The organism is Rikenella sp., from assembly GCF_056799795.1.
In genome coordinates this window covers 1-24,715 of record NZ_JBQIQO010000004.1, presented here as the reverse complement: position 1 = coordinate 24,715, position 24,715 = coordinate 1, and the positions used below count along the sequence as shown (strand labels likewise).

Below are 24,715 nucleotides of genomic sequence, written 5' to 3'. Positions count from 1 at the left end.
GTTTCGGACACTTTAGCAATATAGCGTTCGGAACAGTCTCTGTTTTGACCCGAACCGCGGCGCCGGCGGCTTTCGCACGGAGCCCGCCGTCTTTCGGTCGGATCACTCCCATTCAACTTAAATCCTTTATGAACTTGAGACGAGTAGTAGTAACGGGTATCGGAACGATCAACCCGCTGGGGAACAACGCCGCAGAATACTTCGAGAACCTCGAAAAAGGGGTCAGCGGAGCCGCTCCGATCACCCATTTCGACGCTTCGAAATTCAAAACCCAATTCGCCTGCGAAGTCAAAGGGTTCGATCCCAACGAACACTTCGACCGCAAAGAGGCCCGCAAATACGACCGATTCACCCAGTTCGCGCTGGTCGCAGCCAAAGAGGCGCTCGGAGATGCGGGGCTCACCGATGCCGAAGGGAAAGCGATCGACGCTATCGACTTGGATCAGGTAGGGGTCGTTTGGGCTTCGGGGATCGGCGGCATCGAGACCTTCTTCAACGAAGTCATGAACTACGCCCACGGCGACGGGACGCCGAAATACAACCCGTTCTTCATCCCGAAAATGATCGCGGATATCGCCGCAGGGCATATCTCGATGAAATACGGGTTCCGCGGGCCCAACTACTGTACGGTTTCGGCTTGCTCGTCGTCTAACCATGCCTTTATCGACGCCCTGAACCTCATTCGGTGGGGGAAAGCCGACGTCATCGTATCGGGAGGCTCGGAAGCCGCTATCAATCAGGCGGGGATCGGAGGGTTCAACGCCATGCAGGCGCTCTCTACCAGAAATGACGACCCGGCTACCGCTTCGCGGCCGTACGACACGGGTCGCGACGGCTTCGTGATGGGCGAAGGCGCAGGGGCTCTGGTGCTCGAAGAGTATGAACACGCCAAGGCCCGTGGCGCGAAAATTTATGCCGAAGTGGTCGGCGGGGGGATGAGCGCGGACGCTTACCACCTGACCGCTCCGCATCCGGAAGGCTCGGGCGCTGCGCGCGCCATGCGCGAAGCCTTGAAAGACGCGGGGATTGCTGCCGAAGAGGTGGACTATATCAATACCCACGGAACTTCGACCCCGGCGGGCGACGGGCCGGAACTCACCGGGATCCAGACGGTTTTCGGGGAGCATATCTACGACATGAACATCAGTTCGACCAAATCGATGACCGGGCACCTTTTGGGCGGCGCTGCGGCTATCGAGGCGCTGGCTTGTATCATGGCCATCGACAAGGGGATCGTACCGCCGACCATTAACGTGACCGAACTCGATCCGCATATCGATCCGAAAATCAACCTCACGCTGGGTAAGGCACAGCGGCGGGAGATCAATTGCGCGTTGAGCAATACGTTCGGTTTCGGGGGGCACAACTCGACCGTGATTTTCAAAAAAGTGCGGTAGTTTTCCGATTGCGTGGAAACCCGCTTCTCTTAACATTTCGTCCGGGCTGTCGCGCTTTTCGTGCGACAGCCCGGGCTCTTTTCATCGATACACCTCATGATCTGGCATCGTCTTTTTCGCCGGCCTTCATCCTCCGACCGGCTCTATTATCGCCTGATACGACGTATCTTCGGCATCATTCCGAACAACGTGGAGCTCTACAAACTGGCTTTGGTGCACCGTTCCGCATCGGTTACGGTGGACGACGGTCGGACGGTCAATAACGAACGGCTGGAGTTTCTGGGCGACGCGGTGATCGAGGCGGTGGTGTCGGAACTCCTCTTTATCGAGTATCCGGAGGCCAACGAAGGATTTCTGAGCAAGTTGCGTTCGCGGATGGTGAGTCGCGAGACGCTGAATCGGGTGGCGTTGGAGCTGGGTCTCGACGACGTGATCGTCGCTCACCCGTCGAGCTTAGTAGCGAGCCGGAACAACATCTACGGCGACGCGTTCGAAGCGTTGGTCGGGGCGCTCTATTTAGATCGGGGGTACGAGACTACGGGACGGGTGCTGATCGAGTCGGTGTTCGCGCGTCACGTGGATCTGGAGGCGCTGGAGCAGACCGAAAAAGATTTCAAGAGTCGGATGATCGAGTGGGGGCAGAAGCATCACCGAAATATCGCGTTTCGCAGTCGGGAGTGTGCCGATCACGTCGAACTGACTCCCCATTTCGAGTCTGAGCTTTGGATCGACGGCGAGAAAGCGGGCTATGGCGACGGCCGCTCCAAAAAGGAGGCGGAACAGCTCGCGGCACACGATGCTTACAAGCAACTCGGCGTCGGAGGTTAAGTGGAACAGATTATTAAAGTAAAGGGTTGGGCCGAGGCTACCGCGGTTTTACGCATGCGGTTAGACCCGGCCAGAGCATCCCGTAGGGATGGTTTCTTTGGTTCTTTCTGTTCACAGAAAGAACAGTTCGAGCCGGGTCAATGCCCGTCCGCGCGCGCCCGCTGAAGTAGGAAATCATTCAAACGCGTGTTTCGCGTTTGAATAAGATTTCCGCCAGCGCGCGGACAAAGAATGGGGGTAGAGGCTGGCAGTGGAAATGCGCAGCATTTCCCGTCCACGGGACGTGTGGCCCGCTTGGCCGACGCGTTCGCGTCATGGCGCGCGGCCGTTATTACTTTCCAGTTGCTCGCGCGCCACGCCTAAAGGAGCGATTCCACTATTTCGGCGGTAAGCCGAATATAGTTGAATCGCGCAGGCGCGCACCAAGAATTGGGTTGAGCAGATTAAGCGATACGCAGTATCGCTCCGTCCCGCCGGGGTCACCCGGACGCCGCCCGCGCAGGGCAGTTTCAGCCGGGTCAATGCCCGTCCGCGCGCCACGCCTTAAGAGGGAAATCGTCAAAATGCGCTTGTGCGTTTTGACAGGATTTCCCAAGGCGCGCGAAAAGGCGGCGGAGCGCAAGCGGAGCCGCAGTGAGGCAGACACGGGGCGGAGAACTGGGGCGAGCTTTGGGCCGTGCCTGTTCTTCGGGTGGGAAAACCGACTACGGTTTTCCCACCGCGCCGGGCCGAGTTGTTGGCTGAGCTTTTGGGGCTCGCAGAACCGCCGGGCCTGCGGCGGGGCATCTTCAATGCCCGGGCCGGACGCCGCAGCCCGAACCTCAAAGAATTGGGACGGATTAGGGAAAACTTTGGTGCGAGGGGGCCCGCCGAGGACGAATCTTACAGAATTGGAGCGGTGAAAGGATTGCGTGCCGAGGCGAATTTTAGAGAGTTGGGCCGAGCTTCTGCGCCCCTTTGGGTCGCGCAGTCCGCCGCCCCGGCAGGGGGAGGGCTGCAACTCGTCGGAGCTCGTTGCTGCTCTCCGCTGGTGGCGAACTGCTATAGGCCGAGAGCGAATAGCGCGGTTCTGCGAACCGCAGGATTCAGCTCAAAAGTAGGGCCGAGGCTGCCATTAAAAGACGTTGTGCCCCCGTTTATTCCGAGAGGCAACGCAACAGAAGACCGTAGGCGCGATTGTGCGCCCGGCCGGAATAGAAATAATTCATATTGAAATCCAAGTAGATCCCACCCTCTGAGTCCGTCGAAGCAGACCACACCGATCCGACCGTACCCGTAGTGACGAGTGCTCCAAAACAACCCTCGTTACCCGCGTCGTGGTAGCCCGGGGCGCAGCCGGAGGGCGATTCGCAGCTGCCTCCGCACCCATCCTTCCGAAACCGCCGAAGTCGAAAAATCGCTATCTTAGCCCCCAATTACGCGCCTCGGCCCTCGAATTATAGGAAACACACCCCGTAATCGAAGTCCCCGGACGGCGATGGTATAGACCGGAATAACAAGTCTTCGCCTTGAAATCCACCGAAACACTCTACCGCTGGTTTACACGCTTTTCCAAGCGGCTCTCCGAACGACAACTCATCCTGATCCTCGCCGTGCTCGTCGGCATCGCCGCCGGCATCGCAGGACACCTCCTGCGCGGCTGTATCCACCTCATCAAACAGGGACTCACCTCCTGGGCCGATATCGAAGTCGCCAATATCCTCTATTTTCTCTATCCCATGATCGGGATCGCCGTCACGGTCCTCTTCGTCAAATATTGGGTGAAAGACGACATCTCGCACGGCGTGACCCGGATTTTTTATGCCATCTCGCGCCGCGAATCGAGGATCAAACCCCATAACTGCTACACCTCGTTACTGGCCAGCTCCGCTACCATCGGTTTCGGCGGTTCGGTCGGAGCCGAAGCCCCGATCGTGCTGACCGGAGCCGCCATCGGCTCGACGGTCGGGCAACTCCTGAGGCTGAATTACAAATACATCACCCTTTTGCTGGGATGCGGCGCCGGAGCCGCCATCGCGGCCGTCTACAAAGCCCCGATCGCTGGCTTCGTCTTCGTGATCGAAGTCCTGATGCTCGAACTCACCTTCACCAGCGTCGTTCCGTTGATTCTGGCCTCAGTGACCGCAGCGACTACCACCTATCTGTTGGTCGATATGCAGCCGTTTTTCGCCGGCGTCGCCCCGACTTTTACGCTGAAAGAGATCCCGTTTTACGCCTTGTTGGGTATCGTCGGCGGTTGCGTCTCCTATTTCTTCGCCAGCGCCTCGATGCGGATCGAGGGCCGGATCAAAGCGATCGGGAAACAACGCTCCCGCGTACTGATCGGAGGACTGGTGCTGGGAGCCTTGATCTTCGTCTTTCCCCCGTTGTACGGCGAGGGGTATGAGACCATCACGCAGCTGATGACCGGTCAGCAGGCCTCGATTTTCGACCAATCGCTCTTTTACGAGTGGCGCGACGCGTTTTGGATGATCGTCTTGTACGTGGCCGGGATTCTGGTCTTCAAAGTGGCGGCGATGACCCTGACGAACGCTTCGGGAGGGGTAGGGGGGACGTTTGCTCCGTCGCTGTTCGTCGGGGCGATGCAGGGCTATCTTTTCGCCATCGTCTGCAACCGCCTCTTCGGCACGGAGCTCCCTGTGGCGGGTTTTACGCTGGTGGGGATGGCGACGGTGATGGGAGGGGTGATGAAAGCGCCGATCACCTCGATGTTTCTCGTGGCGGAACTGACGGGCGGTTTCGTTCTCTTTTTGCCACTGATGCTGGCTTCGGCCGTGTCGTTCGCCGTGAGCTACTATTTCGAACCCTATTCGATCTATACGAAACGGCTGGCGGCGCGGGGCGAGTTGCTGACTCGTAACAAGGATGAGAATACGATGCAGTTTCTCCATACGCGGTCGTTGATCGAATACGATTTCGAGACGGTGCCTTTGAACGGCAAGTTGCGGCATGTGATCCGGGCGGTGGAACATACGCGTCGGAATATTTTTCCGGTGGTCAGCCTGCGGGGCGAGCTGATGGGGGTGATTACGATGGATGACATTCGGGCGGACATGTTCGATGCGGACAAGTATGCCGATCCGCTGACTCGCTACATGTCGCAGCCTCCGGAACGTATTCATCCGGACGAGCCGATTCGCAGCGTCATGGAGAAGTTCGAACAGACGCGGGTTTGGAATTTGCCTGTGGTGGATGAGACGGGGCACTATCTGGGCTTCCTGTCGAAGTCGAAACTTCTGACGGCTTATCGCGAGCAGCTGGCACACATGAGCGACGAGTAGTCTTTGCCATTGCTTCGGCTGTTGGTTATGACTTGAGGCCGAGGCTGCCTTAGCGATACGTAGTATCGCTCCGTCCCGCCGGTGCGCCCACCGGGCGTTTTGTCAGGGCTGTTTTGGCCTTATTAGCCGGACGCCGCCCGTGCAGGGCAGTTTCAGGCGGGACAAAGCTCGACCGCGCGCGACTGCTGAAGAAGGAAATCATTCAAACGCGTGATTCGCGTTTGAATAAGATTTCCGCCAGCGCGCGGACAGAGAATAGGGGTAGAGGCGGCCAGTTGAAATGCGCCAGCATTTCCCGTCCACGGGACGTGGGGCCCGCGCGGCCCGAGCGCAGTACCCTCCTGTAGCCAAAGCCGCGCGCCCCGCCTCAAGGAGCGATTCAACTATTTCGGCTATCGCCGAAATAGAATGAATCGCGCAGGCGCGCGAAAAACTTGATTCCGAGCAAAAATCCGTCGCCCGCCCGCTTAAGAGGGTATATTCTGCCGGTTGGCGCTCGGCCAATCCGGCAAGAATTGCCGCGGGCGACGGTAAAACGCGGCGGAGCGACAGCGGAGCCGCAGTGAGGCGGACACGAGGCGGAGCCTTGGGCTGTACCTGTTCTTCGGGCGGGAAAATCGGTTACGGTTTTCGCGCCGCGCTGGGTTGAGCTTTGGGTTGAAATTTGGGCCGAGAGCGAATAGCGCGATTCCGAAGGGAATCGCCGTCCTCGGCGAGGGCGACGCTATAGCGGCGCGTGGGGGGCGCGCCGAGGACGAATCCGACAGAAAAATGCTGTGCTTTTGCGGTTCGTAGAATCGCCGGGCCTGCGGCGGGGCATCTTCGATGCCCGGGCCGGACGCCGCAGCCCGAACTTGACAGAATGGGGTGGTGCTGGTGCCGGAATTGTTGCGACCTTTAGGTCGCCGGCCTTGTCGCTCAAGCTGCGTAGCGGCTTCGGGGGGATGGGCGACAGGCCGAACACAACAGATTTAGGTTGTGATAAATGGTAGCGCGCGGCCCGAATCCGACAGAATTGGGGCGGTGAATGGGCTGAGCTTCTGCGGCTCATTGAGCCGCGCAGTTCGCCGCCAGCGGCGGGCTGCAACTCGTCGGAGCTCGTTGCACTCACCGCCGGCGGCGAGCCGCTTAAACGAAAGACGAACAGACCGAACCCGGTACTCCCGGGTGTCCGACCCACTGCGGTCAAACTAAAGTAGGGTAGAAGCTGCCATTAAAACGCCCTTTGGGCGCGTTTATTCCGAGAGGTAACGCAACTGAAAACCGTAGGCGCGGGCATTGGAATTGCTTGGATTAAGATTCGACACATAAGAGAGTAGATAAGACCCATAGATGCCGCTCGCTGCGGAAGACCAGTTGAAACCTCCCCCCGCCACACTGACCAGATCGCCCAATGAACTTTTCTCTCCCGCACCGCGGTAGCCCGGGGCGCACTCACAGGGCCTTCTCCCCCAATAATCAGCTCTCAGTCTCTCGAATTTCGATCTGCGCACACGAAAAATCCCTCTTGGAGTCATTATTGAAAAATTTTATATACCTTTGCTCCGTTATTTCAAAACCGGAAACCGAGGACGATCGTGAATATCTGCGCACTCTCTTTGCGACGACGACGATAAGTTCCCTCTGCGCACCCTCCCTCGACGGAGGTACACACAGAGGGGGATTCCTCTTTTGCACCCCGCTTCATACTGCTTTTTCGGCTTGCGTGCCATGGGTACATGCGTTATGCCGGCGCGGGTGTTTTTCTTCCTTCACCGGAAAATAACCGACATTTTTACATAAATCTCTTGTACTCAAGATGACTATTGATGATTTTGACGTCCTCGTTGCAGGCGAGGAACATACCCGTTTCGCTCAGGAGATCTGCACCGAGATGGCCGAATCCGCCAAAGCGCGCGGTACGGGTATCGCGAAACGTACCCCGGAGTACGTGGCTTCGAAAATGCGCGAAGGCAAAGCTGTCGTAGCATTCCACAAAGACGGACGCTGGGCCGGATTCAGCTACATCGAAAGCTGGGGACACAACGGCTATGTGGCCAACTCGGGGCTGATTATCAATCCGGAGTTTCGCAAACTGGGGTTGGCCAAAGCGATCAAAACCAAAACCTTCTTCCTCTCGTTGGTGAAATTCCCGGGGGCTAAACTCTTCGGGCTCACCACAGGGCTGCCGGTCATGAAGATCAACAACGAGTTGGGCTATCGGCCGGTGATCTTCTCGGAGCTGACCGACGACGAAACGTTCTGGAAAGGCTGCGAGAGCTGTGTGAACTTCCCGATCCTCCAGAGCAAACAACACAAAAATTGCCTCTGTACGGCGATGTTGTTCGACCCGGCGGAAGATACGATTCGTGTCCCTTGGCCGACGGATCTCCCCAAACCTGAAAACTTTAAATAACCGTTCGATTATTTGCACCTCACTTGGAGGGTACTGTTCTTTTTGTGAACAAAAAGAACCAAAAAAACTTTAGACGGATGCTTCGCATCCTCAAGCTGCCGGCGGCCCGGTTCTCGGACTCTTCTTTGGGTCGGGAGCAAACGGCGCGCTAATGCGAGCTAAACCCCATGCGCGCCGTTGTCCCGACCCAAAAGCAGTCACGCAGAATGAGTACTGCGGAGCCTAAGGTATAGCGTAGCTAGCATAAAAGTTTTTGGTGCCGCTTTTTCCAAAAAGCGGCAGTTCCGTCCGGATGGGAGCAGCATAATCGAATAATTAACAGAAATTTAGATATGGAAAAGAAGAAAGTAGTGCTCGCCTTTAGCGGCGGATTGGATACCTCGTATTGCGCGATTTACCTCGCCAAAGAGATGGGACTCGAAGTGCACGCCGCCCTGGCCGACACCGGCGGATTCTCGAAAGAAGAGCTCGACAAAATCGAAAGTCGTGCAAAAGGCTTGGGAGTGGCCAGCTATGTACGGCTCGACGTATCCCACACCTACTACGAACAGAGCATCAAATACATGATCTTCGGCAACGTGCTCAAGAACAGCACCTATCCGATTTCGGTCAGCTCCGAGCGGATTTCGCAGGCCACCGCCATCGCCAAATACGCCAAGGAGATCGGCGCCGACTACTTGTGCCACGGTTCGACCGGCGCAGGCAACGACCAGGTGCGGTTCGATATGATTTTCAACATCATCGCGCCCGAGATCGAAGTAATCGCCCTGATCCGCGAGAAACGCCTTTCGCGCGAGGAAGAGATCGCCTATCTGCGTTCCCACGGCGTCGATTTCGACTTCAAGAAAGCCGAATACTCCATCAATCAGGGGATTTGGGGCACCTCGGTCGGCGGGAAAGAGACCCTCACCTCGTCCGAGACCCTGCCCGAAGAGGCTTACCCCTGCCAGCTCAAAGTGGCCCACGACGCGCCCGCCAAGCGCATTACGCTGACTTTCGAGAAAGGGGAACTCGTGGGGATCGACGGCAAACATTACGACGATAAAGTAAAGGCTATCCAGGATTTGCAGCATATCGCCGCGCCGTATGCCATCGGGCGGGATATGCACGTCGGGGATACTATTATCGGGATCAAGGGCCGTGTCGGGTTCGAAGCGGCTGCGCCCATGATTATCATCAAGGCGCACCACATGCTCGAAAAACACGTGCTGACCAAGTGGCAGCTCTTCTGGAAAGACCAGCTTTCGGCTTTCTACGGAAACTACCTCCACGAGGGCCAGTACTACGATCCGGTGATGCGCGATATGGAGGCATTCCTCGACAGCTCGCAGCGGAATGTGACGGGGGATGTCTTCGTCGACTTGCTGCCTTATCGGTTCTTCGTGGTGGGGATCGAGTCGAAACACGATCTGATGTCGAACAAGTTCGGGGCTTACGGCGAAACGATGAGCAACTGGACGTCGGATGATGTCAAGGGTTTCGGCAAGATTTTCGGCAACCAAAACGCGATCTATTACGCGGTCAATCCGTCCGAAATCGAAAAATAACCGTTCGCTTATCTGTACTTTGTGCCGGATAGAACCGTACCTTTCTTGAAAGAAAGGTACCCAAAGAACTTTTGCAGAGGTCGTCCCGGTGGGACGACCACGGGTTATCTCCGCCTCGTTCGTTGGGCTAAGATTTTCAGGCGAGGCGCGCGTGGGGTTCTCGCCCATTATTAGCGCGCTCGCCGAAAATCCAGCCCAACCAATCGGGCAGACACGGCCAGAGCATCCCGCAGGGATGCGCTCTGAAGTTTTTTTGGCTCTTTTTGTTCACAAAAAGAACAGTACCCTCCTGGGCAGGTACCGATAAAAGAACGATTAATTTTAAAATTATGGAGAAGATACGAGTAGGAATTATCGGAGGGGCCGGTTATACCGGCGGCGAAGCCGTGCGTCTGTTGATACACCACCCCGGCGTCGAGCTCGCGTATGTGCACAGCAACTCGAACGGCGGGAACCTGATTAGCGACGTGCACGCCGATTTGTTCGGCGATACAGAGATGCGGTTCACCGACTCGCCGATCAGTCAGCTGCCGAAAGTCGACGTGATGTTCTTGTGCGTCGGACACGGAGACGCCCGGAAATTCCTGGAGGCCAATAAGATTGCCGCTGATGTGCGGATAATCGACCTCTCGCAGGACTTCCGGATCGCACCCGACACCGCTATCGACGGGCACGAGTTTGTCTACGGCCTGCCGGAACAGAATCGGGAGGCTATCAAAGAGGCGAAAAACATCGCCAATCCGGGATGTTTCGCCACCTGTTTGCAACTCGCCCTGTTGCCCTTGGCCGCCAAGGGATTGATCCGCGGGGATGTGCATATCTCGGCCACGACCGGCTCGACCGGAGCGGGGCAGAAGCTCGCAGCGACGTCGCATTTCTCGTGGCGGGCCAATAACTTGTCCACCTATAAGGTGTTCGAACACCAGCACTTGCGCGAAGTGGGGCAGATGATCCGGACGTTCGAACCCGCTTTCGACGGGGCGGTGAACTTCATTCCGTACCGGGGGGACTTTACGCGAGGGATTATCGCGTCGGTTTATACCGACTTCGCCGGAACTTTGGAAGAGGCACAGGCCATTTATAAGGATTACTATGCTTCGGCGGCTTTCACGCACGTTAGCGACAAGGCGATTTCGCTGAAACAGGTGGTCAATACGAACAAGTGCCTGCTCCACCTGACGGTGCACGAGGGCAAACTGCTGATTATGTCTGCGATCGACAACCTGTTGAAGGGTGCATCTGGTCAGGCGGTGCAGAACATGAATCTGATGTGCGGTCTCCCGGAAACGATGGGGCTCCACCTCAAACCGCTGGCTTTTTAGTCATTCGCTTTGACTACGGCAGCCCATGCGATACGAAGTATCGCCGAAAGTTTTTTTGGTTCTTTTTGTTCACAACCGACGCTGCCAGCGAGAGCAATGCAAACGTAGTTTGCAAATTGCCGAGCGGCGAGGAGGAAAACGAGCGGAGCGAAGTTAAAAAGAACAGTACCCTCCTGGGCAAAGACAGATATAAAGAAGCATAAAATACGACAGACCATGAAATTATTCGACGTATATCCCCTTTACGACATCGAGATCGTCAAAGCGGAAGGTTCCACCGTGTGGGACGAAAAAGGAGAAGAATACCTCGATTTTTACGGCGGCCACGCCGTGATCTCGATCGGGCACACCCATCCGCGGTATGTGAAGCGGCTGACCGACCAGCTCGGTAGAGTCGGATTTTACTCCAACTCCGTGCGGATCAGCGCCCAGAAAGAGCTCGTCGAGAAACTCGGCAAACTGTCCGGACATGATGATTACCAGCTCTTTCTGTGCAACTCCGGAGCCGAGGCCAACGAGAACGCCATGAAACTCGCCTCGTTCCACACCGGACGGAAAAAGATCGTCGCCATGCACGGCGCGTTTCACGGTCGGACCTCGCTCGCCGTCGCCGCGACCGACAATCCGAATATCACCGCGCCGGTGAACCGGACAGAGAACGTCATTTTCGTCACCCTGAACGACGAGCAGGAACTCGAAAAACTGTTTGCCACACAAGGGAACGAGATTGCTGCCGTGATTTTGGAAGGGATCCAAGGCGTCGGCGGGATTCGGATCGCCTCCGACGACTACCTGCGGAAAATACGTTCGCTTTGCGACCAGTATGGAGCCTTGTATATCGCCGACAGCGTGCAGTGCGGCTGCGGACGAACCGGGAAATACTACTCCCACGACTGGGCGGGAGTCAATGCCGATATCTACACCATGGCCAAAGGGATCGGGAACGGGTTTCCGGTGGCTGCCGTCTCCATTGCGCCGCACATCGCGCCGAAATACGGCATGCTCGGGACGACCTTCGGCGGGAACCATTTGGCTTGCGCCGCTGCGCTGGCGGTGGCCGAGGTGATGACCGAAGACAAACTGGTGGAGAATGCGAAGAAGATGGGCGACTACCTGATGACCGAATTGAAGAAATTGCCGAACATCAAAGAGGTGCGCGGCAAAGGGCTGATGATCGGCGTCGAACTGAACGAAGAGAGCGCGCCGTTCCGTAAACGGCTGTTGTTCGACGAACATATCTTCGTGGGGTCGTCGTCCGACAAGAACACCTTCCGGCTCTTGCCTGCCTTGAATATTACGCAGGCGCATTGCGACCGGCTGCTAGCTTCGCTGCGCAAACTGTTGGCGTAACTTTCTTCGGGGCGGAGATAGGAATCGGGGCTCTATTCCGGAAGGAATAGAGCCCCGATTTTGCAATTAAAAGATCGCTTCGACCTCCTTGAACCAGTATCGTCGGATTTCGCCCGAAAAGAGGCGCAGAATCAGTTCTCCGGTATCCGCGTCCACCCCCGCCACCGTCGCCTCGAACCGCTCGCCCGAAGCGACATCGCGATAAGAATAGCTCTCCCGAGCCTTTCCCCGCCACAAACGGGCCGTAAAATCGGCGTGTAAAGCCTTGCACCCGGCATCCGTCCCCACTTGTGCATAACGCAGCGAAAAAGCCTCGCAAAACGCAGCCAACAGCTCGTCCGGAGCGACCGGCGCCGCATCCGGCGGCAACTCGTTGGCGATCGAAGTCGGATTGGGCAGCGAAGGGTCGAACTCCCGTTGCCGCACGTTGATGCCGATGCCGATCACCGACCGGCTCAGGTATTCGCTTTGGAGAGAGTGCTCGATCAGGATCCCGCCGAGCTTCCGGTCGCCGACATAGAGATCGTTCGGCCACTTGATATCGCACGCCACCGCCCCCCGTGTCACCCTCCGCACCGCATCGCTCGCCGCCAGCGCCGCTGCTTCGCTAATCCGGAATTGCCGTTCGACCGGTACGTGCGTCGGCTCCAGCACCAACGAAAACATCAGGTTCACGCCCGGCTCGCTCACCCAGCGATTCCCCCGCTGGCCCCGTCCCGCCGTCTGGCGCTGCGCCGTGATGATCGTCCCCTCGCGATACGAAGCGGGCGAAGCCATCGCCACGTCGTTCGTCGAGGTGACCTCCTCTAACCGAACAATCCGATACTCCATCTCCTCCCGTCGATCAAAGGGTGAGTGTCGTCCCCCCGTAGCCCGGCAGCGTCAGCCGCTCGGCAGCGCAGATCACCACGCTTTTCACCCCCGACCGGATGGCCGTAAAGGCGTTGTCGAGCTTCGGCAGCATCCCGTCCGCCACCACCCCGTCGGCCTTGAGCCGTTCGTAGAGGGCCGGGTCGATTCCGGAGATCACCGAATTGTCGTCCTCCACATCCTTGAGCACACCCCGCTTTTCGAAGCAGTAGACCAGCTCGACGGCATACCGTTTCGCCAGCCCCACCGCCACCGCCTGCGCCACCGTGTCGGCATTGGTGTTGAGCAAGCCGCCCCCCGTTTCCGAATCCGCGTCGAAGGTAATCGGCGCCACGACCGGTACCAAACCTCCCTCGATCAGCGTCGCAGCGGTGTCGAGGTTGAAATCGGTCGGATCGCCCACAAAGCCGTAGTCTATCCCCTTCGCAGTCACCGGCCGCCGTTTCGAACGGATCAGCCCTCCGTCCGCCCCGCAGAGCCCCAGCGCGTTGCACCTCTCCTCCTGCAAAGCGGCCACGATATTTTTGTTAATCAAGCCTGCGTAGACCATCGTGACGATGCGCAACATTTCGGCATCGGTCACCCGCCGCCCGTCGATCATCTGCGCTTCGATGCCGAGCCCCCGCGCTATAGCCGTCGCCACTTTGCCCCCGCCGTGTACCAGCACTTTATGCCCTTCGAGCGTCGCGAAGTCGCGTAAAAACTGCTGTAATTTCTCCGGATGATCGACCACGTTTCCGCCGATCTTAATGACTTTCAGTGTTTCCATCGTCGTTACCATTACTTTCCTGCCGCCTGGAATGCGTCGTAGAGGGCCGTGGCGATCTTCTTGCCGCCCCGTGCCGAGATGTGCGTATAGTCCTTGGCCGCCCATCCGTTCTTGACGAAAGCGCCCATGCCGCCCGCCGCCCGCATCGCGTCGTAGGTGTTCCAGAACAGTACCCCGCACTCTTTGGCCACCTCTTCCTGAGTGGAGACCATCGCGCGAATGCCCGGCATCGTGACGAACGCTCCGTTGTCCCGCGTCGCCCGGTCGCCCACGCTCATGATCAGAATCGCCACCCCCGGGAAACACCGTTTGATGTGGTTCACCACCGCAGCCATCTGTTTGCGGTAGGTCGAATAGTCCGTCACCTGGCTCGATACCACGTTTAGGCCGTATTGCAGGATGATCAGGTCGTAGGGAGAGAGGTTGCCGAACTGGCTCGTGAGCGTCGGGTTGATCCGCCCCATGACCGTCCCCGGATTGCCCCGCACCGAGAAGTTGTCGACGCAGACGCCCGTCGGATTCTCCAGAAAGACCCCGTAGGCCGTAAAACCCTCGACGTCGTTGACCGAGTAGCGGATCGTCCGGATATCTTCGTCGATGGTCATCTCCTGCAACGCCTCCGAAGGCTCGGTGTTGAGCAGGAACTCCCGTTCGCCGTTGACCGTCGCCCGCACCACCGACTGTCCTTTGCTGATGAAGAGCAGCCGCGCCCGCCGGAACCGGTCGAGGTGTTTCTTGTTGGACGAGCCCTTGTACTCCACGTAGCTGTCTTCCGACGGCGTGTAGCGGAAAGCCGAGATGGTATAGGCGCCCGATTTGTTATTGACGATCGAGCTCTGTTTCCATTTGCCGAACTTGTGTCCCACCGTCTGGCGGAAGCCTGCGACCTGCGAAGTAATGGGCACGAAGCCGACCCCTCCGCCTCCGTACCGAGTCTGCATCAACTCGCGGAAGTCCGAAGTGAGCAGGTCGCCTTCGATGAACGAGTCGCCCATGAAGCCGATCCGCACCGGCCGCCGCATCTGGCGCGTCCGGCCGAGTTTCCCCATGAAATTGCGCAGCATATTCCCGTCGGACGAGTAGTCCATGATCGGAATCACCCCCTGTGTCGGTTGAGCGGTTTGTGTCGTCGTCGCGCCCGCCCGCTCCTCGGCAGCCGTCGTGTCGGCAGGAGCCGTCACGCTCGGCAAAGCGGTGTCGAAAAGGGTACGGGCCGTATCCGCCGCCCGCCCCGTCTCCTCCGGCTCCGGTTCCGGCTCTACGAAGATGGTGCTCACCGCCCGTGTGCTGTCGCCCGCCGCCGAAGCGACGGTGTCCGGTTCCGACACCGAACGGGCTACGTATTCGCCCCCCTCCGGCCGTCGCCCGGCTTCGGTTTCGCCCACCAGCTGGTCGAGGTTCGCGACGGTGTTCCCCTCGTTGAGGTCGGCCAGGATATCGACGGGTTTGAGCCCGACAGCGCGAACCGCGTTCTCGGGAATATAGTTCAGTCCGACGGTCATCAGGACGACCAGCAGGGCCAGTCCGAAAGCGTAGCGGATGTAGTTTTTCATATCGACAGAGGGGCGCATCGTGCGCCGGGGTTATAAAAAGGTAGCTGTTTTACGAGTGGTCGACGGCCCCAAAGGTGTGGAAGCCGGTTACAGCTCTTTCCTGAGCCGCGAAGCCGGAATGCCGAGCATCTCGCGGTACTTGGCCACCGTCCGTCGGGCGATCTTGTATCCTTTGGCCGTCAGGGTATCCATCAAGGCCTCGTCGGTCAGCGGGTCGCGCTTGTCCTCGCCCTCGATCGCTTCGGCCAGTATGCGTTTGATTTCGCGCGTGGAGACCTCTTCGCCGCTCTCGGTGAGCAGCCCTTCCGAGAAGAAGTATTTCAGCAGAAAAACGCCGAAGTGGGTCTGGATGTACTTGCTGTTGACCACCCGCGAGATGGTCGAGATGTCGAACCCCGTGGCGTCGGCGATGTCTTTGAGGATCATCGGCCGGAGCTTGGCTTCGTCGCCTTCGACGAAGAAGTCGTGCTGGAAGTGGAGAATGGCCCGCATGGTCTTCATCAGGGTCTCCTGTCGCTGCTTGAGGGCCGAGATGAACCATTTGGCCGACTCGATCTTCTGTTTGATAAACTGCAAGGCCTCCTTGTCCGCCTCGCTCTGTTCCGAGGTGTTCAGAGCCCGCTCCGCCATCCGCAGGTAGCCGCTGTTGATCTTCAGGTCGGGCACGCTCCGCGAGGCGAGCTGGAGGTCGAAGTTGCCGTTGTTGTAGTCGAGCAGGAAGTCGGGAATGATGTTGGGCGAAGCGGCCGAGCTCTCGTCGGCATATCCGTTGGTGGGCTTCGGGTTGAGGTGCATGATCTCCTCCAGCGCCGCCCGGAACTCCTCTTCGGTCACCCCTAACCGCCGGATCATCCGCTCGTAGTGCTTCTTCAGGAAAGCGTCGTAGTGGTCGGAAAGAATCGCAATGGCCAGCTTCACGGCCGGTGTCTGCTCGCGCAAGGCCCGGAGCTGGATAATGAGACACTCGCCGAGGTTCCGCGCCCCGATCCCCGCCGGGTCGAGCATCTGGATGACGCCTACGATCCGTTCCACCTCCTGCTCGGTTACCTCGATCCCCTGTGTAAACGCGATGTCGTCGGCGATTGAGGCGATGGGCCGCCTCAGGTAGCCGTCGTCGTCGAGCGTCCCGATAATGAATCGGGCAATGGTCATTTCGCGCTCGTCGAGGTCGTGGTAGGCGAGCTGTTCGATCAGGAAATCCTGGAGGGACATCCCCTGCGACAAGGTGGGCGACCGTCTGTCGTCGTCCTTGGAGGTGTTGTTGACTTTGAGCTTATACGAGGCGGCGCTCTCTTCGTTCCGGAGGTAGTCTTCGAGCGTCAGCTGTGTTTCGTCCGTTTCGGGTTCGCGTTCCTCTTCTTCGAGCACCGGATTCTCTTCGATCTCCTGTTTGACGCGCTGTTCGAGCTGGAGCGTGGGCAGCTCCAGCAGCTTGATGCCTTGTATCTGTTGGGGCGAGAGCCGCTGTTGGAGTTTCTGTTCTAAACTTTGACTGATGGCCGCCATAAAAAGTAGGTTGTGGTTAGCTGCGTATAAACGGTAATTCAGGCAAATGTACGGATTTTCGGGCTGATTTCTTTCTATGAAAATCGCCGCTCGTTTCGTGTGGACGAGCGGCGATCGGAATTTTTCGCCGGGAATGGAAAAAAGGTGTGCCTGTCACGCAGGCCCGCTCCCGCCTCGCTACATCCCTCCGGTCAGGCGCATCGCTTCCTGCACGCTGATCCGCTGCCCCCCCTGCAAAGCCACCACGAAGGCGTCCCGATACCGCGGATGGGTCGCCCGGAAGCGCCGGCAAGCCGCCTGTGCCTCCGCATGGGTCGGATAGGCGCCGTAGTAGTAGGCGTATTTCCCGTCCGGTCTGCGCACCATCCGAATCCCCTGTACGTCGGAGTAGGTATCTTCGCTCGGTCTCGCCGTGAGTCCCACCTGAATCCGGAAGACGATTCTGGATTCGGCCGGAATCGCCGCCTGTGCCGTCTGAGTCGGTGCGACATAGCTTTCGGTAGCGGTCACTTCGCCCGTCCCCTTCACATATCCCTCTTCCTGGATCCGCAGGTCTACGAGCGAATCAACGAAGTGCCGGAACGACCGTCCGCTGGAGTAGATGTCGGAAAAGGTACGCTCCTGAGGCAGCGATTCGAGTTTCCGATCCAGCACCGCGATCTGATCTGCCAGTTCCGCCAGCTCTTTGGTGATTTTCCGTGCCCTCGGCCCGCGTGCCGTCCGGAGCTCGGCTCCGAGCATATCGACCTGTCGTTGCAGCTCGGCCCGCCGTTCCGAGAGGTTGCAGACGAGCCGTCCCGACGGATTGAGTTGCGCCCGCGGCGTTCCCCGCACCACCGTGGCGTTCGGGTCGACCCATTCGCCTTTTTTGGGTGCCACCCCTCCGGCCTGCTGGTAGCTGAGCGCTTCGGCCCGCTGCCGCGCCGCCCGCCGGTTCCGGGCCGGGAGCTCCTCGATGGAGGAGAAAAGAACGACCCCTCCGAGCATCAGCGCCGGAAGAGCGAATCGTATGATGAATCTTGACATAGCGCGTAACTGGTTTATTACGTGAGCAAATGTAGTGATTTCAGAATTACTGACAAAATTGCCGCCCCTTCGGCGAGCGTCTCGGTCACATGCCCAGCGCGTCGAGTATCTTTCGGGTCGCCCCCGCCCGGCTTCGGACATATTCCCCTGCCGATCCTCCCCGCCTCCGCAGCGTCTCCGGATCGTCCACCCACGCCGCCACGGTCGCCTTCAACTCCTCCGCCCCCGACACAGAGGCCGCCACTCCTAAAGCCACCAGCTCCACCGCCTCGGCAAAAGCTTCGTATTTCGGCCCGAAGAGCACCGGCATCCCCCATGTCGCCGCCTCCAACGTGTTGTGTATCCCCCGTCCGAACCCCCCGCCGATATAGGCCAGCTGTCCGTATCGATAAACGCCCGACAGCATCCCGATCGTGTCGATCACCAATAATGTGGCCTCCCGCAAAATTTCCGTCGACCCATCGTCAGACGCGGTCAGATGCGTGTAGCGCACCCCTTTCCGCCCGCTCCTGTCGATCAGGGCGTCGATCCGTGCCGAATCCAGCTCGTGCGGCGCCACGATGAACTTCATCTCCGGCCGTGCGTGCATCAGTTCGAGCAATATCTCCTCGTCCGGCCCCCACGTGCTGCCGCAGACCATCACCGGCTCCTGAACGCCCTCCACGAAAGCCTCCACCCACGGCATTTCCCGAGCCGCCGCCGAATCGGCCAATGCCACGACCCGGTCGAACCGCGTGTCTCCGCTCACCGTCACCCGCTCCGGCCCGAATCCGATCGAACCCAACAATCGTGCCGAATCGTCGTTCTGGACGAAAAACCGGTCGAGCAGCCCGATCGTCCGGCGCATGAACCGCCCCATGGCATTCTTCCGGAAAAAAACGGTGTCCGGACGAAAAATCGCCGACACTACACAACTCTTCGCTCTGAAATCCCGCAGCGTCGAGAGGTAGTTGTACCAGTATTCGTACTTGACGAAAACGGCCTGTTCCGGCCTCACCGCCGCCACGAATCGCCGTGCGTTCCGCGGCGTATCCGCCGGGAGGTAGTAGATGGCGTCCGCCAGCGGGTAATCTTTCCGGATTTCGTACCCCGACGGCGAATAGAAGGTCAGTACGATCCGCCGGTAATCCGGCGTTCCGACCGGATGTTTCGCCCGAATCGCCTCGATCAGCGGCCTCCCCTGCTCGAACTCCCCGAGCGAAGCACAGTGCACCCATATGGTCTGCAAGCCTCCTCCCGCCGAAAAAGCCGCGGCTTCCGCCCGCTCGATCCGCCGCAACAAGCCCCTCCGTCCCCGCCACAAAAGCCGTGCTTTCCGGTGGAACGGCGCGGCCAGCGCGATGGCCAGGCTGAAAGCGCGTATGGAACAGTTATACAGGTATTTCACGGTCTAATCCGATCCGAGTGGTTACTTGATAATCGAGGTCAGCATCGCCGCCATCGAAACCGTATTGGTCATCAACCCCATCACCTCGGCCGCGCTCATCCCGCGCCCCTTCGGCGGTTTCGAGGGGATGACGATCTCGCACCCCGGCTCCACCTTCGGCCACTTGCCGCCCCGCTTGGCGTCCGGCAGCCCGTTGGCGTAGATCACGAAAGGCCGCTTCTTGGCCCGGTCGGCATATCCGCCGCCCCGAGCGATGTAGTCTCTGATCTTCTGCCCCTCGACGTAGGTGACGGTACACGGATAGAGCACTGCGCCGCTGATCGTCACCGTGTTGTTGAACTTCGGCACCATCAGAATGTCGCCGTCCTCCAGCACCAGATTGTCCAGTCCGTCCGGATTGGCCAGCGCGGCCGGCAGGTCGATAGCGATCGGGAAGTAGTCTCCCACCTCCATCTGTTTCAGCACGATGGTGTCCCCCGTCGCCGAGCGTCCCCGGGCCGAGAGGTCGGCCAGCGTCTCCAACCGGGCCAAGCGCTCCTCGGTCAGCTTCCGCTTCAGGTAAGCTCCCGGCGCATAAGCCTCCGTCGTCAAGCCCCCCGCCTTGGCCACCAGATCGCTCAGTCGGTCGTTGTTGGTCGAGAGCACGTATTCGCCGTCGAAAAGCAGCTCGCCCTGCGCAAATACGCTGGTCTGTTCGTTATATCCCGGCGACCGACGGATGTAGATTTGGTCGAACGGCTGTAATTTGAAAGATGCGGTTTCGGAAGAAAGCCCCAGGTCGGCCGGAATGTTGAACTGGAAGAGTTCCGCGATCCGATCCGACTGCTCCGTCGAGTTGGGGTTTTTCACCCGCCGGGCCACCTCGATCCGGGCCAGCGACGCCGACTCCTTGAGCCCGTTGGCCATCAGAATAGCATCCTCGATGGTCATATTGTCGCGGTAGAGCAGCGTCTGCGGCGTATTCACCTCGCCTTTCACTTCAATCGTGTACCCTTCGCGCAGCGAGTTGATCGACGGAATCCGCACCAGGTCTTCCGGTCGGAGCCGGATGTCTGCCGCCGTCCCGTCCAGCACCCCCCGCAGGTCGATCGCCTCCACGGTGAACGTGTAGTCGTCGTTGAGCCGCACGATTTGCGCCCGACTCGTCAACGCGTCGCCGCGAATCCCTTCCGCCCGTTCGATCAGTTGGCGCAGCGTGGTCACGCTGTCGCCCAGTTCGTAGTCTCCCGGCCGCCACACCGCTCCGTCGATCGTCACCCGGTTGGCATACTGCCGGATCACCTCGCCCACCGCCACACTGTCGCCGTCGGCCATGGCGAATATCGCAAAATCTTCCGCCGGCACGCTGTGCACGCTCATCATCCGGCCCGACTTGCGGTTCACCGTCAGGTTGTCTTTATAAGCCTCCCCCATGAACCCCCCGACATAGTCCAACAAATTGGCCGCCGTCTCGCCTTTTTTGAGCTCATAGATCCGCGGCCGCTTCACCTTCCCCGTCACTTTGACTAAGTTTTCGTACGGCTGCACCACGATCATGTCGTTGTCCTGCAACCCCACGTTCACCTCCTGCTTCCCCCCCAGCAGGTAGTCGTAGACGTCGAGCTCGGCCACCTGTTTATTTCCCCGGATCAGTTTGATGCTCCGCAGCGAGCCGATGTCGCTCACCCCTCCCGCCTCGTACAGCGCGTTGAACAGCGTGGCCAGCGACGGCAGCGTGTAAGTCCCCGGCATCGACGCCTCGCCGATGATGTTGACCTTGATCGAGCGGATGTTGCCTAACGACAGTTTGAGCTGCACCGAGCCGTCGTTGAGTCCCGAGATCGATTTAGCCAGTTTGTTCCGGATCCGTTTTTCCGCCGCCTCGATCGTGAGTCCCCCCACCTGTACCACCCCGGCGTCCGGGATGGCGATGATTCCGTCCGGGCTCACCTTCAGGTCGTAATTGGCCTCGGCATCTCCCCAGAGGTCGATGAAGAGCTGGTCGCCCCCCGCCAGTACATAGTTGGCCGGCGTGGGCAGGTTATAGGTCGGCGCGAAAGTGAGGTTCCGGGCCGAGAAAATCTCCCGTCCGAAGACGCTGTTCCGCAAAACCGAGTCCTGGATCCGTTTTTCGGCATCTTTGAGCCGCTGCTCCTCCTCCGGTGTCAGCTTGCCCGAGGCGTCCAGCCGCGGGTCGGTCACCGTCCTGCTCCCCGCCGTCATATTCTGTTTCCCGGCCGTCGTCACCGTGCCGTCGGCCGTCTCGAAAATCTCACCTGTCTCGGCGTCCACCAGATTCCCGTCCTGATCCCGAATGGTACGCACCCGGTAGTCGTTCTGTCGCTCCTGCTCCCGCCGATAGTCCGTCCCGCGCGTATCCACCCCGTTGTTCCGCCGGTCGTACTCCAGATTTTTCAGGTCGGAATCCTTTCGCGTCCGGTCGGTCGAAGTCGATTGCTTGTCCAGCTTTCCCTTGTCGGTCGTGGAGTTCTTGGTGGCCGACGAAACTTTGTTTTTCAGCTTTTCCAAGTCCCCGAGCCCCTCCAGCCCCTCGCGCAGATCGGGGTTATAGCCCGCCGCCTGCGCCTGCCGGATCATCTCCGGCGTGATTTCGCGGTTTTGGGCCGAAGCCGTGGACAGGCCGGTCGCCCACATCATGCCGCCGCCCAGTACGGAGGCCAAAAACAGGTGCCACTTCATCGATAAAATTACCATTTTCGGCAAAGATAATATTTTATGCTATCTTTGGTGTGTTAAACCAACGATTTATGCGGCGTAAAATTGCGGTTTCGGTTTTTCTTTTTCTGGCGATGTGTGTCGCCCGGTCGGCGGCCCAGGGCACGGCTTTGAAGTGGAACGCCTTGTATTGGGCCGTGGGGGTGCCTAATATGTCGGTCGAGACGCGGCTCGGCAACCGGTTCACTTTCAACGGCGATGTCGTCTGGTCGCCGTGGGAGAGCGTCAAAGGGCGGCCGATGAAGGGGGTGCAGGTGATTCCTGAGGTGCGTTTCTATCCCAAGCAGGCTTTCCGGGGATTTTATGCCGGGGCATATGTCTCGTACGACTGGTACGAAGTGAGCAAGTGGGATCACCCGAAGACCGACGTGCAGCATGGTTACGGGACCTGTATCGGGCTTACGCTGGGGGGGCAGATCGATATCGCGCGGCGGTGGGGGATGGACTTCTATGTCGGCGGCGGCTGGCACTACGGCTGGTACTACGGCGTGGATCGGACCACCGGACAGCATTATGCGGACTGGAACGCGAGCGGCGAGTGGATTCCTTACAAAGCGGGGGTGACCTTCGTCTACCGGCTGGGAATGGGGCGCAAGAGCGAATAAATCGATGGTTTTGACGGCTATACACGGATTCGTCGCCAAACTGGCCGACCTTTTCTATCTCAAACCCTTGCGGCGGTTCGTGCCGCAGGAGACCTTCCGGTATGCGTTCGTAGGGGGGCTGAACCTGCTCTTCAATCTGGTACTCTACTGGTTCTGCTTCAATTATGTGCTCGGCAAACGGGACACCGATTTCGGCATCGTCACCGTCTCGGCCCCGATTCTCGCCTTTCTGATCGCTTTCGTCATCACCTTTTTCACCGGATTCTGGCTGGTGCGGAAAGTGGCCTTCGACCGCTCGCAGGTGCACGGCGCCAAACAGCTCTTTCGCTATGCCCAGGTGGTCGGGGTCAATATCGCCATCAACTATTTCGGACTGAAACTGTTGGTGGATGTGCTGGGATGCTATCCTTCGCTGTCGTATGCCGCCTTGCAGGTCGTCACCACCCTTTTCAGCTATCTGGCCCAGCGGTTCTATACCTTCCGCACCCACCGTTGTCCGTCGTCGGACGAACCGGCCGGGGAGGCGGAATGACGGAGATTCCTTACCTTTGCCGAAACATTCAGAACGACACTTCGGGTATGATTCTCTCCCTTATCGTAGCAGTTGCCGAAAACGGCGTTATCGGTTGCGACGGCCGGATGCCGTGGCATCTGCGCGAAGACCTCGCGCGGTTCAAGCGCATCACGACGGGCCATCCGGTGGTGATGGGGCGCAAGACCTTCGAATCGCTCGGCGGACGGCCCTTGCCGAATCGTACCAACATCGTCGTGACGCGCCGGGCGGCGGATTTCCGTGTGCCGGACGGGGTGGTGGTCGTGGCTTCGCCGGAAGAGGCTTTTGCGCGGTATGCCGACTCCGACGAGGAGCTCTTCGTTATCGGCGGCGGCGAAATCTACCGCCAAACCATGCCGTTGGCCGACAAACTCTACCTCACCCGTATCGCGGCCCGGCCGGAGGGAGACACTTACTTTCCGGAGGTGCGGCCCGAGGAGTGGCGCGAAGTGTGGCGCGAGGCTCATCCGGCGGCCCTCGACGGATCGGTTCCGGGATTCGAATTTATCGACTATCTTCGTATCAAACGACAGTAGAGCATGCAACAGGCATTGAAATTTCGGGCGCTCGGCTGCCTGGTGCAGGGCGTGCAGGCCGGTGTGCGTACCTGGTGGTGGCTGGTGAAGATGATGTTGCCGATTACGTTCGGTGTGGCGGTGTTGCAGTGGCTGGGGGTGATCGGGACGATCTCGCGGTGGCTGACGCCGGCTTTCTCCTACATCGGGCTCGACGGCGAGGGGGTGCTGACTTTTCTGACGGCTACTTTGACTTCGATCTATGCGGCGATCGGCGTGATGGGGACGTTGAATCTCGATTTTCGGAGCGTGACGATCGTGGCGGTGATGACGCTGATTGCCCATAACCTGATCGTGGAGTCGGTGGTTCAGCGTCGTTCGGGTTGCCGGTCTGGGTGGGGGATGGCTGCTTTGCGGCTGACGATGGCGATCTTTACGGCATGGATATTGAATCGGATTCTGCCGGCGGATTTTACGGGGAGGCTCCTGTTGGAGCATCGCGAGGCAGGCGAGCTGTCGTTCGGAGCGATCTTGCGGAACTGGGCGCTGACGCAGGCCCGGCTTTTCCCGCTGATGCTGGCGATGATCGTCAGCCTGAATGTCCTGCAACAGATTTTGCGAGAATTTTCGCTGATCGACTACCTGACCGCTCCGATGGCTTCGGTCATGCGGTTTTTCGGTCTTTCGCGGGATTGCGCATTTCTTTGGATCGTGCTGAATACGCTGGGCCTGGCCTATGGGGCTTCGGTGATGATCGGCGAGGTGGAGTCGGGGCGGATCGCTCGTCGCGACGCTCGGCTGTTGAATGCCCATGCGGCGATGACGCACTCGACGCTGGAGGATACGTTGCTCTATTTTACTTTGGGTTTGGGGTTATTCTGGCTGTTGGTACCCCGGGTGATTATGGCGATGGCGGTTGTTTGGACGATGCGGTTGTCGGAGCGCTGGCGGCGCGCGAGAGAATTAAGGTCTGTGTGCGAACAATAGGTTGGGCCGAGGCTGCCAGTTGAAATGCGTAAGCATTTCCCGTCCACGGGACGTGGGGCCCGCCCGGCCCGAGGGCAGTACCCTCCCGTAGAACAGCCGCGCGCCACGC

20 protein-coding genes are annotated in these 24,715 nt (G+C 59.1%); 11 read left to right on the top strand and 9 right to left on the bottom strand.

What is annotated here, in order from left to right:
* Positions 1-128 precede the first annotated feature (128 nt).
* Complete coding sequence (fabF, locus tag ACTO3O_RS01875; RefSeq protein ID WP_294593647.1) at positions 129-1,397, top strand: beta-ketoacyl-ACP synthase II; 1,269 nt, start codon at positions 129-131, stop codon at positions 1,395-1,397.
* A gap of 96 nt (positions 1,398-1,493) precedes the next feature.
* Positions 1,494-2,225: a ribonuclease III gene (gene rnc / locus ACTO3O_RS01870; RefSeq protein ID WP_297831499.1), complete on the top strand. Its 732-nt coding sequence runs from the start codon at positions 1,494-1,496 to the stop codon at positions 2,223-2,225.
* A 1,136-nt stretch (positions 2,226-3,361) separates the two neighbouring features.
* Here rnc and ACTO3O_RS01865 read toward each other — a convergent pair.
* Entirely contained in the window at positions 3,362-3,484 is a 123-nt protein-coding gene (locus ACTO3O_RS01865) for a hypothetical protein (protein WP_297830438.1), read from the bottom strand.
* A gap of 249 nt (positions 3,485-3,733) precedes the next feature.
* Between ACTO3O_RS01865 and ACTO3O_RS01860 the strand changes: the two genes are divergently transcribed.
* Positions 3,734-5,506 (top strand): chloride channel protein, encoded by a 1,773-nt coding sequence (locus ACTO3O_RS01860; protein WP_294594740.1) that lies wholly within the window; start codon positions 3,734-3,736, stop codon positions 5,504-5,506.
* A gap of 1,235 nt (positions 5,507-6,741) precedes the next feature.
* Here ACTO3O_RS01860 and ACTO3O_RS01855 read toward each other — a convergent pair.
* A complete protein-coding gene (locus tag ACTO3O_RS01855) occupies positions 6,742-6,900 on the bottom strand; it encodes a hypothetical protein (RefSeq protein WP_298081114.1) in 159 nt (52 codons plus the stop codon).
* 404 nt (positions 6,901-7,304) lie between these two features.
* Here ACTO3O_RS01855 and ACTO3O_RS01850 point away from each other — a divergent pair, with 404 nt between their 5' ends.
* From ACTO3O_RS01850 to ACTO3O_RS01835, 4 genes are all read left to right on the top strand, one after another.
* The gene (locus ACTO3O_RS01850) at positions 7,305-7,901 is read left to right on the top strand and encodes a GNAT family N-acetyltransferase (protein ID WP_297627690.1); all 597 of its coding nucleotides are present in this window, start codon (positions 7,305-7,307) and stop codon (positions 7,899-7,901) included.
* A 332-nt stretch (positions 7,902-8,233) separates the two neighbouring features.
* Positions 8,234-9,448 carry an argininosuccinate synthase gene (locus ACTO3O_RS01845; protein WP_297627687.1) on the top strand — a complete coding sequence of 405 codons (1,215 nt, stop codon included), beginning with the start codon at positions 8,234-8,236 and terminating at the stop codon, positions 9,446-9,448.
* 329 nt (positions 9,449-9,777) lie between these two features.
* The gene (gene argC, locus ACTO3O_RS01840; RefSeq protein WP_297830434.1) at positions 9,778-10,770 is read left to right on the top strand and encodes an N-acetyl-gamma-glutamyl-phosphate reductase; all 993 of its coding nucleotides are present in this window, start codon (positions 9,778-9,780) and stop codon (positions 10,768-10,770) included.
* Positions 10,771-10,986: 216 nt separating this feature from the next.
* On the top strand, positions 10,987-12,120 hold the full coding sequence (locus ACTO3O_RS01835) for an aspartate aminotransferase family protein (protein ID WP_297830432.1): 1,134 nt from the start codon (positions 10,987-10,989) through the stop codon (positions 12,118-12,120).
* Positions 12,121-12,186: 66 nt separating this feature from the next.
* Here ACTO3O_RS01835 and ACTO3O_RS01830 read toward each other — a convergent pair whose 3' ends face one another.
* The 7 genes from ACTO3O_RS01830 to ACTO3O_RS01800 form a co-directional block, all read right to left on the bottom strand.
* On the bottom strand, positions 12,187-12,951 hold the full coding sequence (locus ACTO3O_RS01830; protein WP_297830430.1) for a biotin--[acetyl-CoA-carboxylase] ligase: 765 nt from the start codon (positions 12,949-12,951) through the stop codon (positions 12,187-12,189).
* Between the two features lie 13 nt (positions 12,952-12,964).
* Positions 12,965-13,759: an acetylglutamate kinase gene (gene argB, locus ACTO3O_RS01825; RefSeq protein ID WP_294593085.1), complete on the bottom strand. Its 795-nt coding sequence runs from the start codon at positions 13,757-13,759 to the stop codon at positions 12,965-12,967.
* 11 nt (positions 13,760-13,770) lie between these two features.
* Entirely contained in the window at positions 13,771-15,312 is a 1,542-nt protein-coding gene (locus tag ACTO3O_RS01820) for a GDSL-type esterase/lipase family protein (protein ID WP_297830428.1), read from the bottom strand.
* A gap of 87 nt (positions 15,313-15,399) precedes the next feature.
* A complete protein-coding gene (rpoN, locus tag ACTO3O_RS01815; RefSeq protein WP_297830426.1) occupies positions 15,400-16,818 on the bottom strand; it encodes an RNA polymerase factor sigma-54 in 1,419 nt (472 codons plus the stop codon).
* A 177-nt stretch (positions 16,819-16,995) separates the two neighbouring features.
* Complete coding sequence (locus ACTO3O_RS01810; protein WP_294593093.1) at positions 16,996-17,844, bottom strand: hypothetical protein; 849 nt, start codon at positions 17,842-17,844, stop codon at positions 16,996-16,998.
* Between the two features lie 85 nt (positions 17,845-17,929).
* The gene (locus ACTO3O_RS01805; protein WP_297830423.1) at positions 17,930-19,231 is read right to left on the bottom strand and encodes a 3-deoxy-D-manno-octulosonic acid transferase; all 1,302 of its coding nucleotides are present in this window, start codon (positions 19,229-19,231) and stop codon (positions 17,930-17,932) included.
* Positions 19,232-19,252: 21 nt separating this feature from the next.
* Positions 19,253-21,925, bottom strand: coding sequence for an SLBB domain-containing protein (locus ACTO3O_RS01800; RefSeq protein ID WP_297830421.1), 2,673 nt, complete (start codon positions 21,923-21,925; stop codon positions 19,253-19,255).
* Between the two features lie 53 nt (positions 21,926-21,978).
* On the opposite strand from ACTO3O_RS01800, the gene ACTO3O_RS01795 reads away from it, so the two are divergent.
* The 4 genes from ACTO3O_RS01795 to ACTO3O_RS01780 are packed head-to-tail and all read left to right on the top strand — an operon-like array spanning position 21,979 to position 24,606.
* Positions 21,979-22,551, top strand: a complete 573-nt coding sequence (locus ACTO3O_RS01795) for a DUF3575 domain-containing protein (protein WP_297628412.1) — start codon at positions 21,979-21,981, stop codon at positions 22,549-22,551.
* 4 nt (positions 22,552-22,555) lie between these two features.
* Positions 22,556-23,083, top strand: a complete 528-nt coding sequence (locus ACTO3O_RS01790; RefSeq protein WP_297830419.1) for a GtrA family protein — start codon at positions 22,556-22,558, stop codon at positions 23,081-23,083.
* Positions 23,084-23,130: 47 nt separating this feature from the next.
* Positions 23,131-23,640: a dihydrofolate reductase gene (locus ACTO3O_RS01785; protein WP_297830417.1), complete on the top strand. Its 510-nt coding sequence runs from the start codon at positions 23,131-23,133 to the stop codon at positions 23,638-23,640.
* A gap of 3 nt (positions 23,641-23,643) precedes the next feature.
* Entirely contained in the window at positions 23,644-24,606 is a 963-nt protein-coding gene (locus ACTO3O_RS01780) for a hypothetical protein (RefSeq protein WP_297830416.1), read from the top strand.
* Positions 24,607-24,715: the final 109 nt, after the last annotated feature.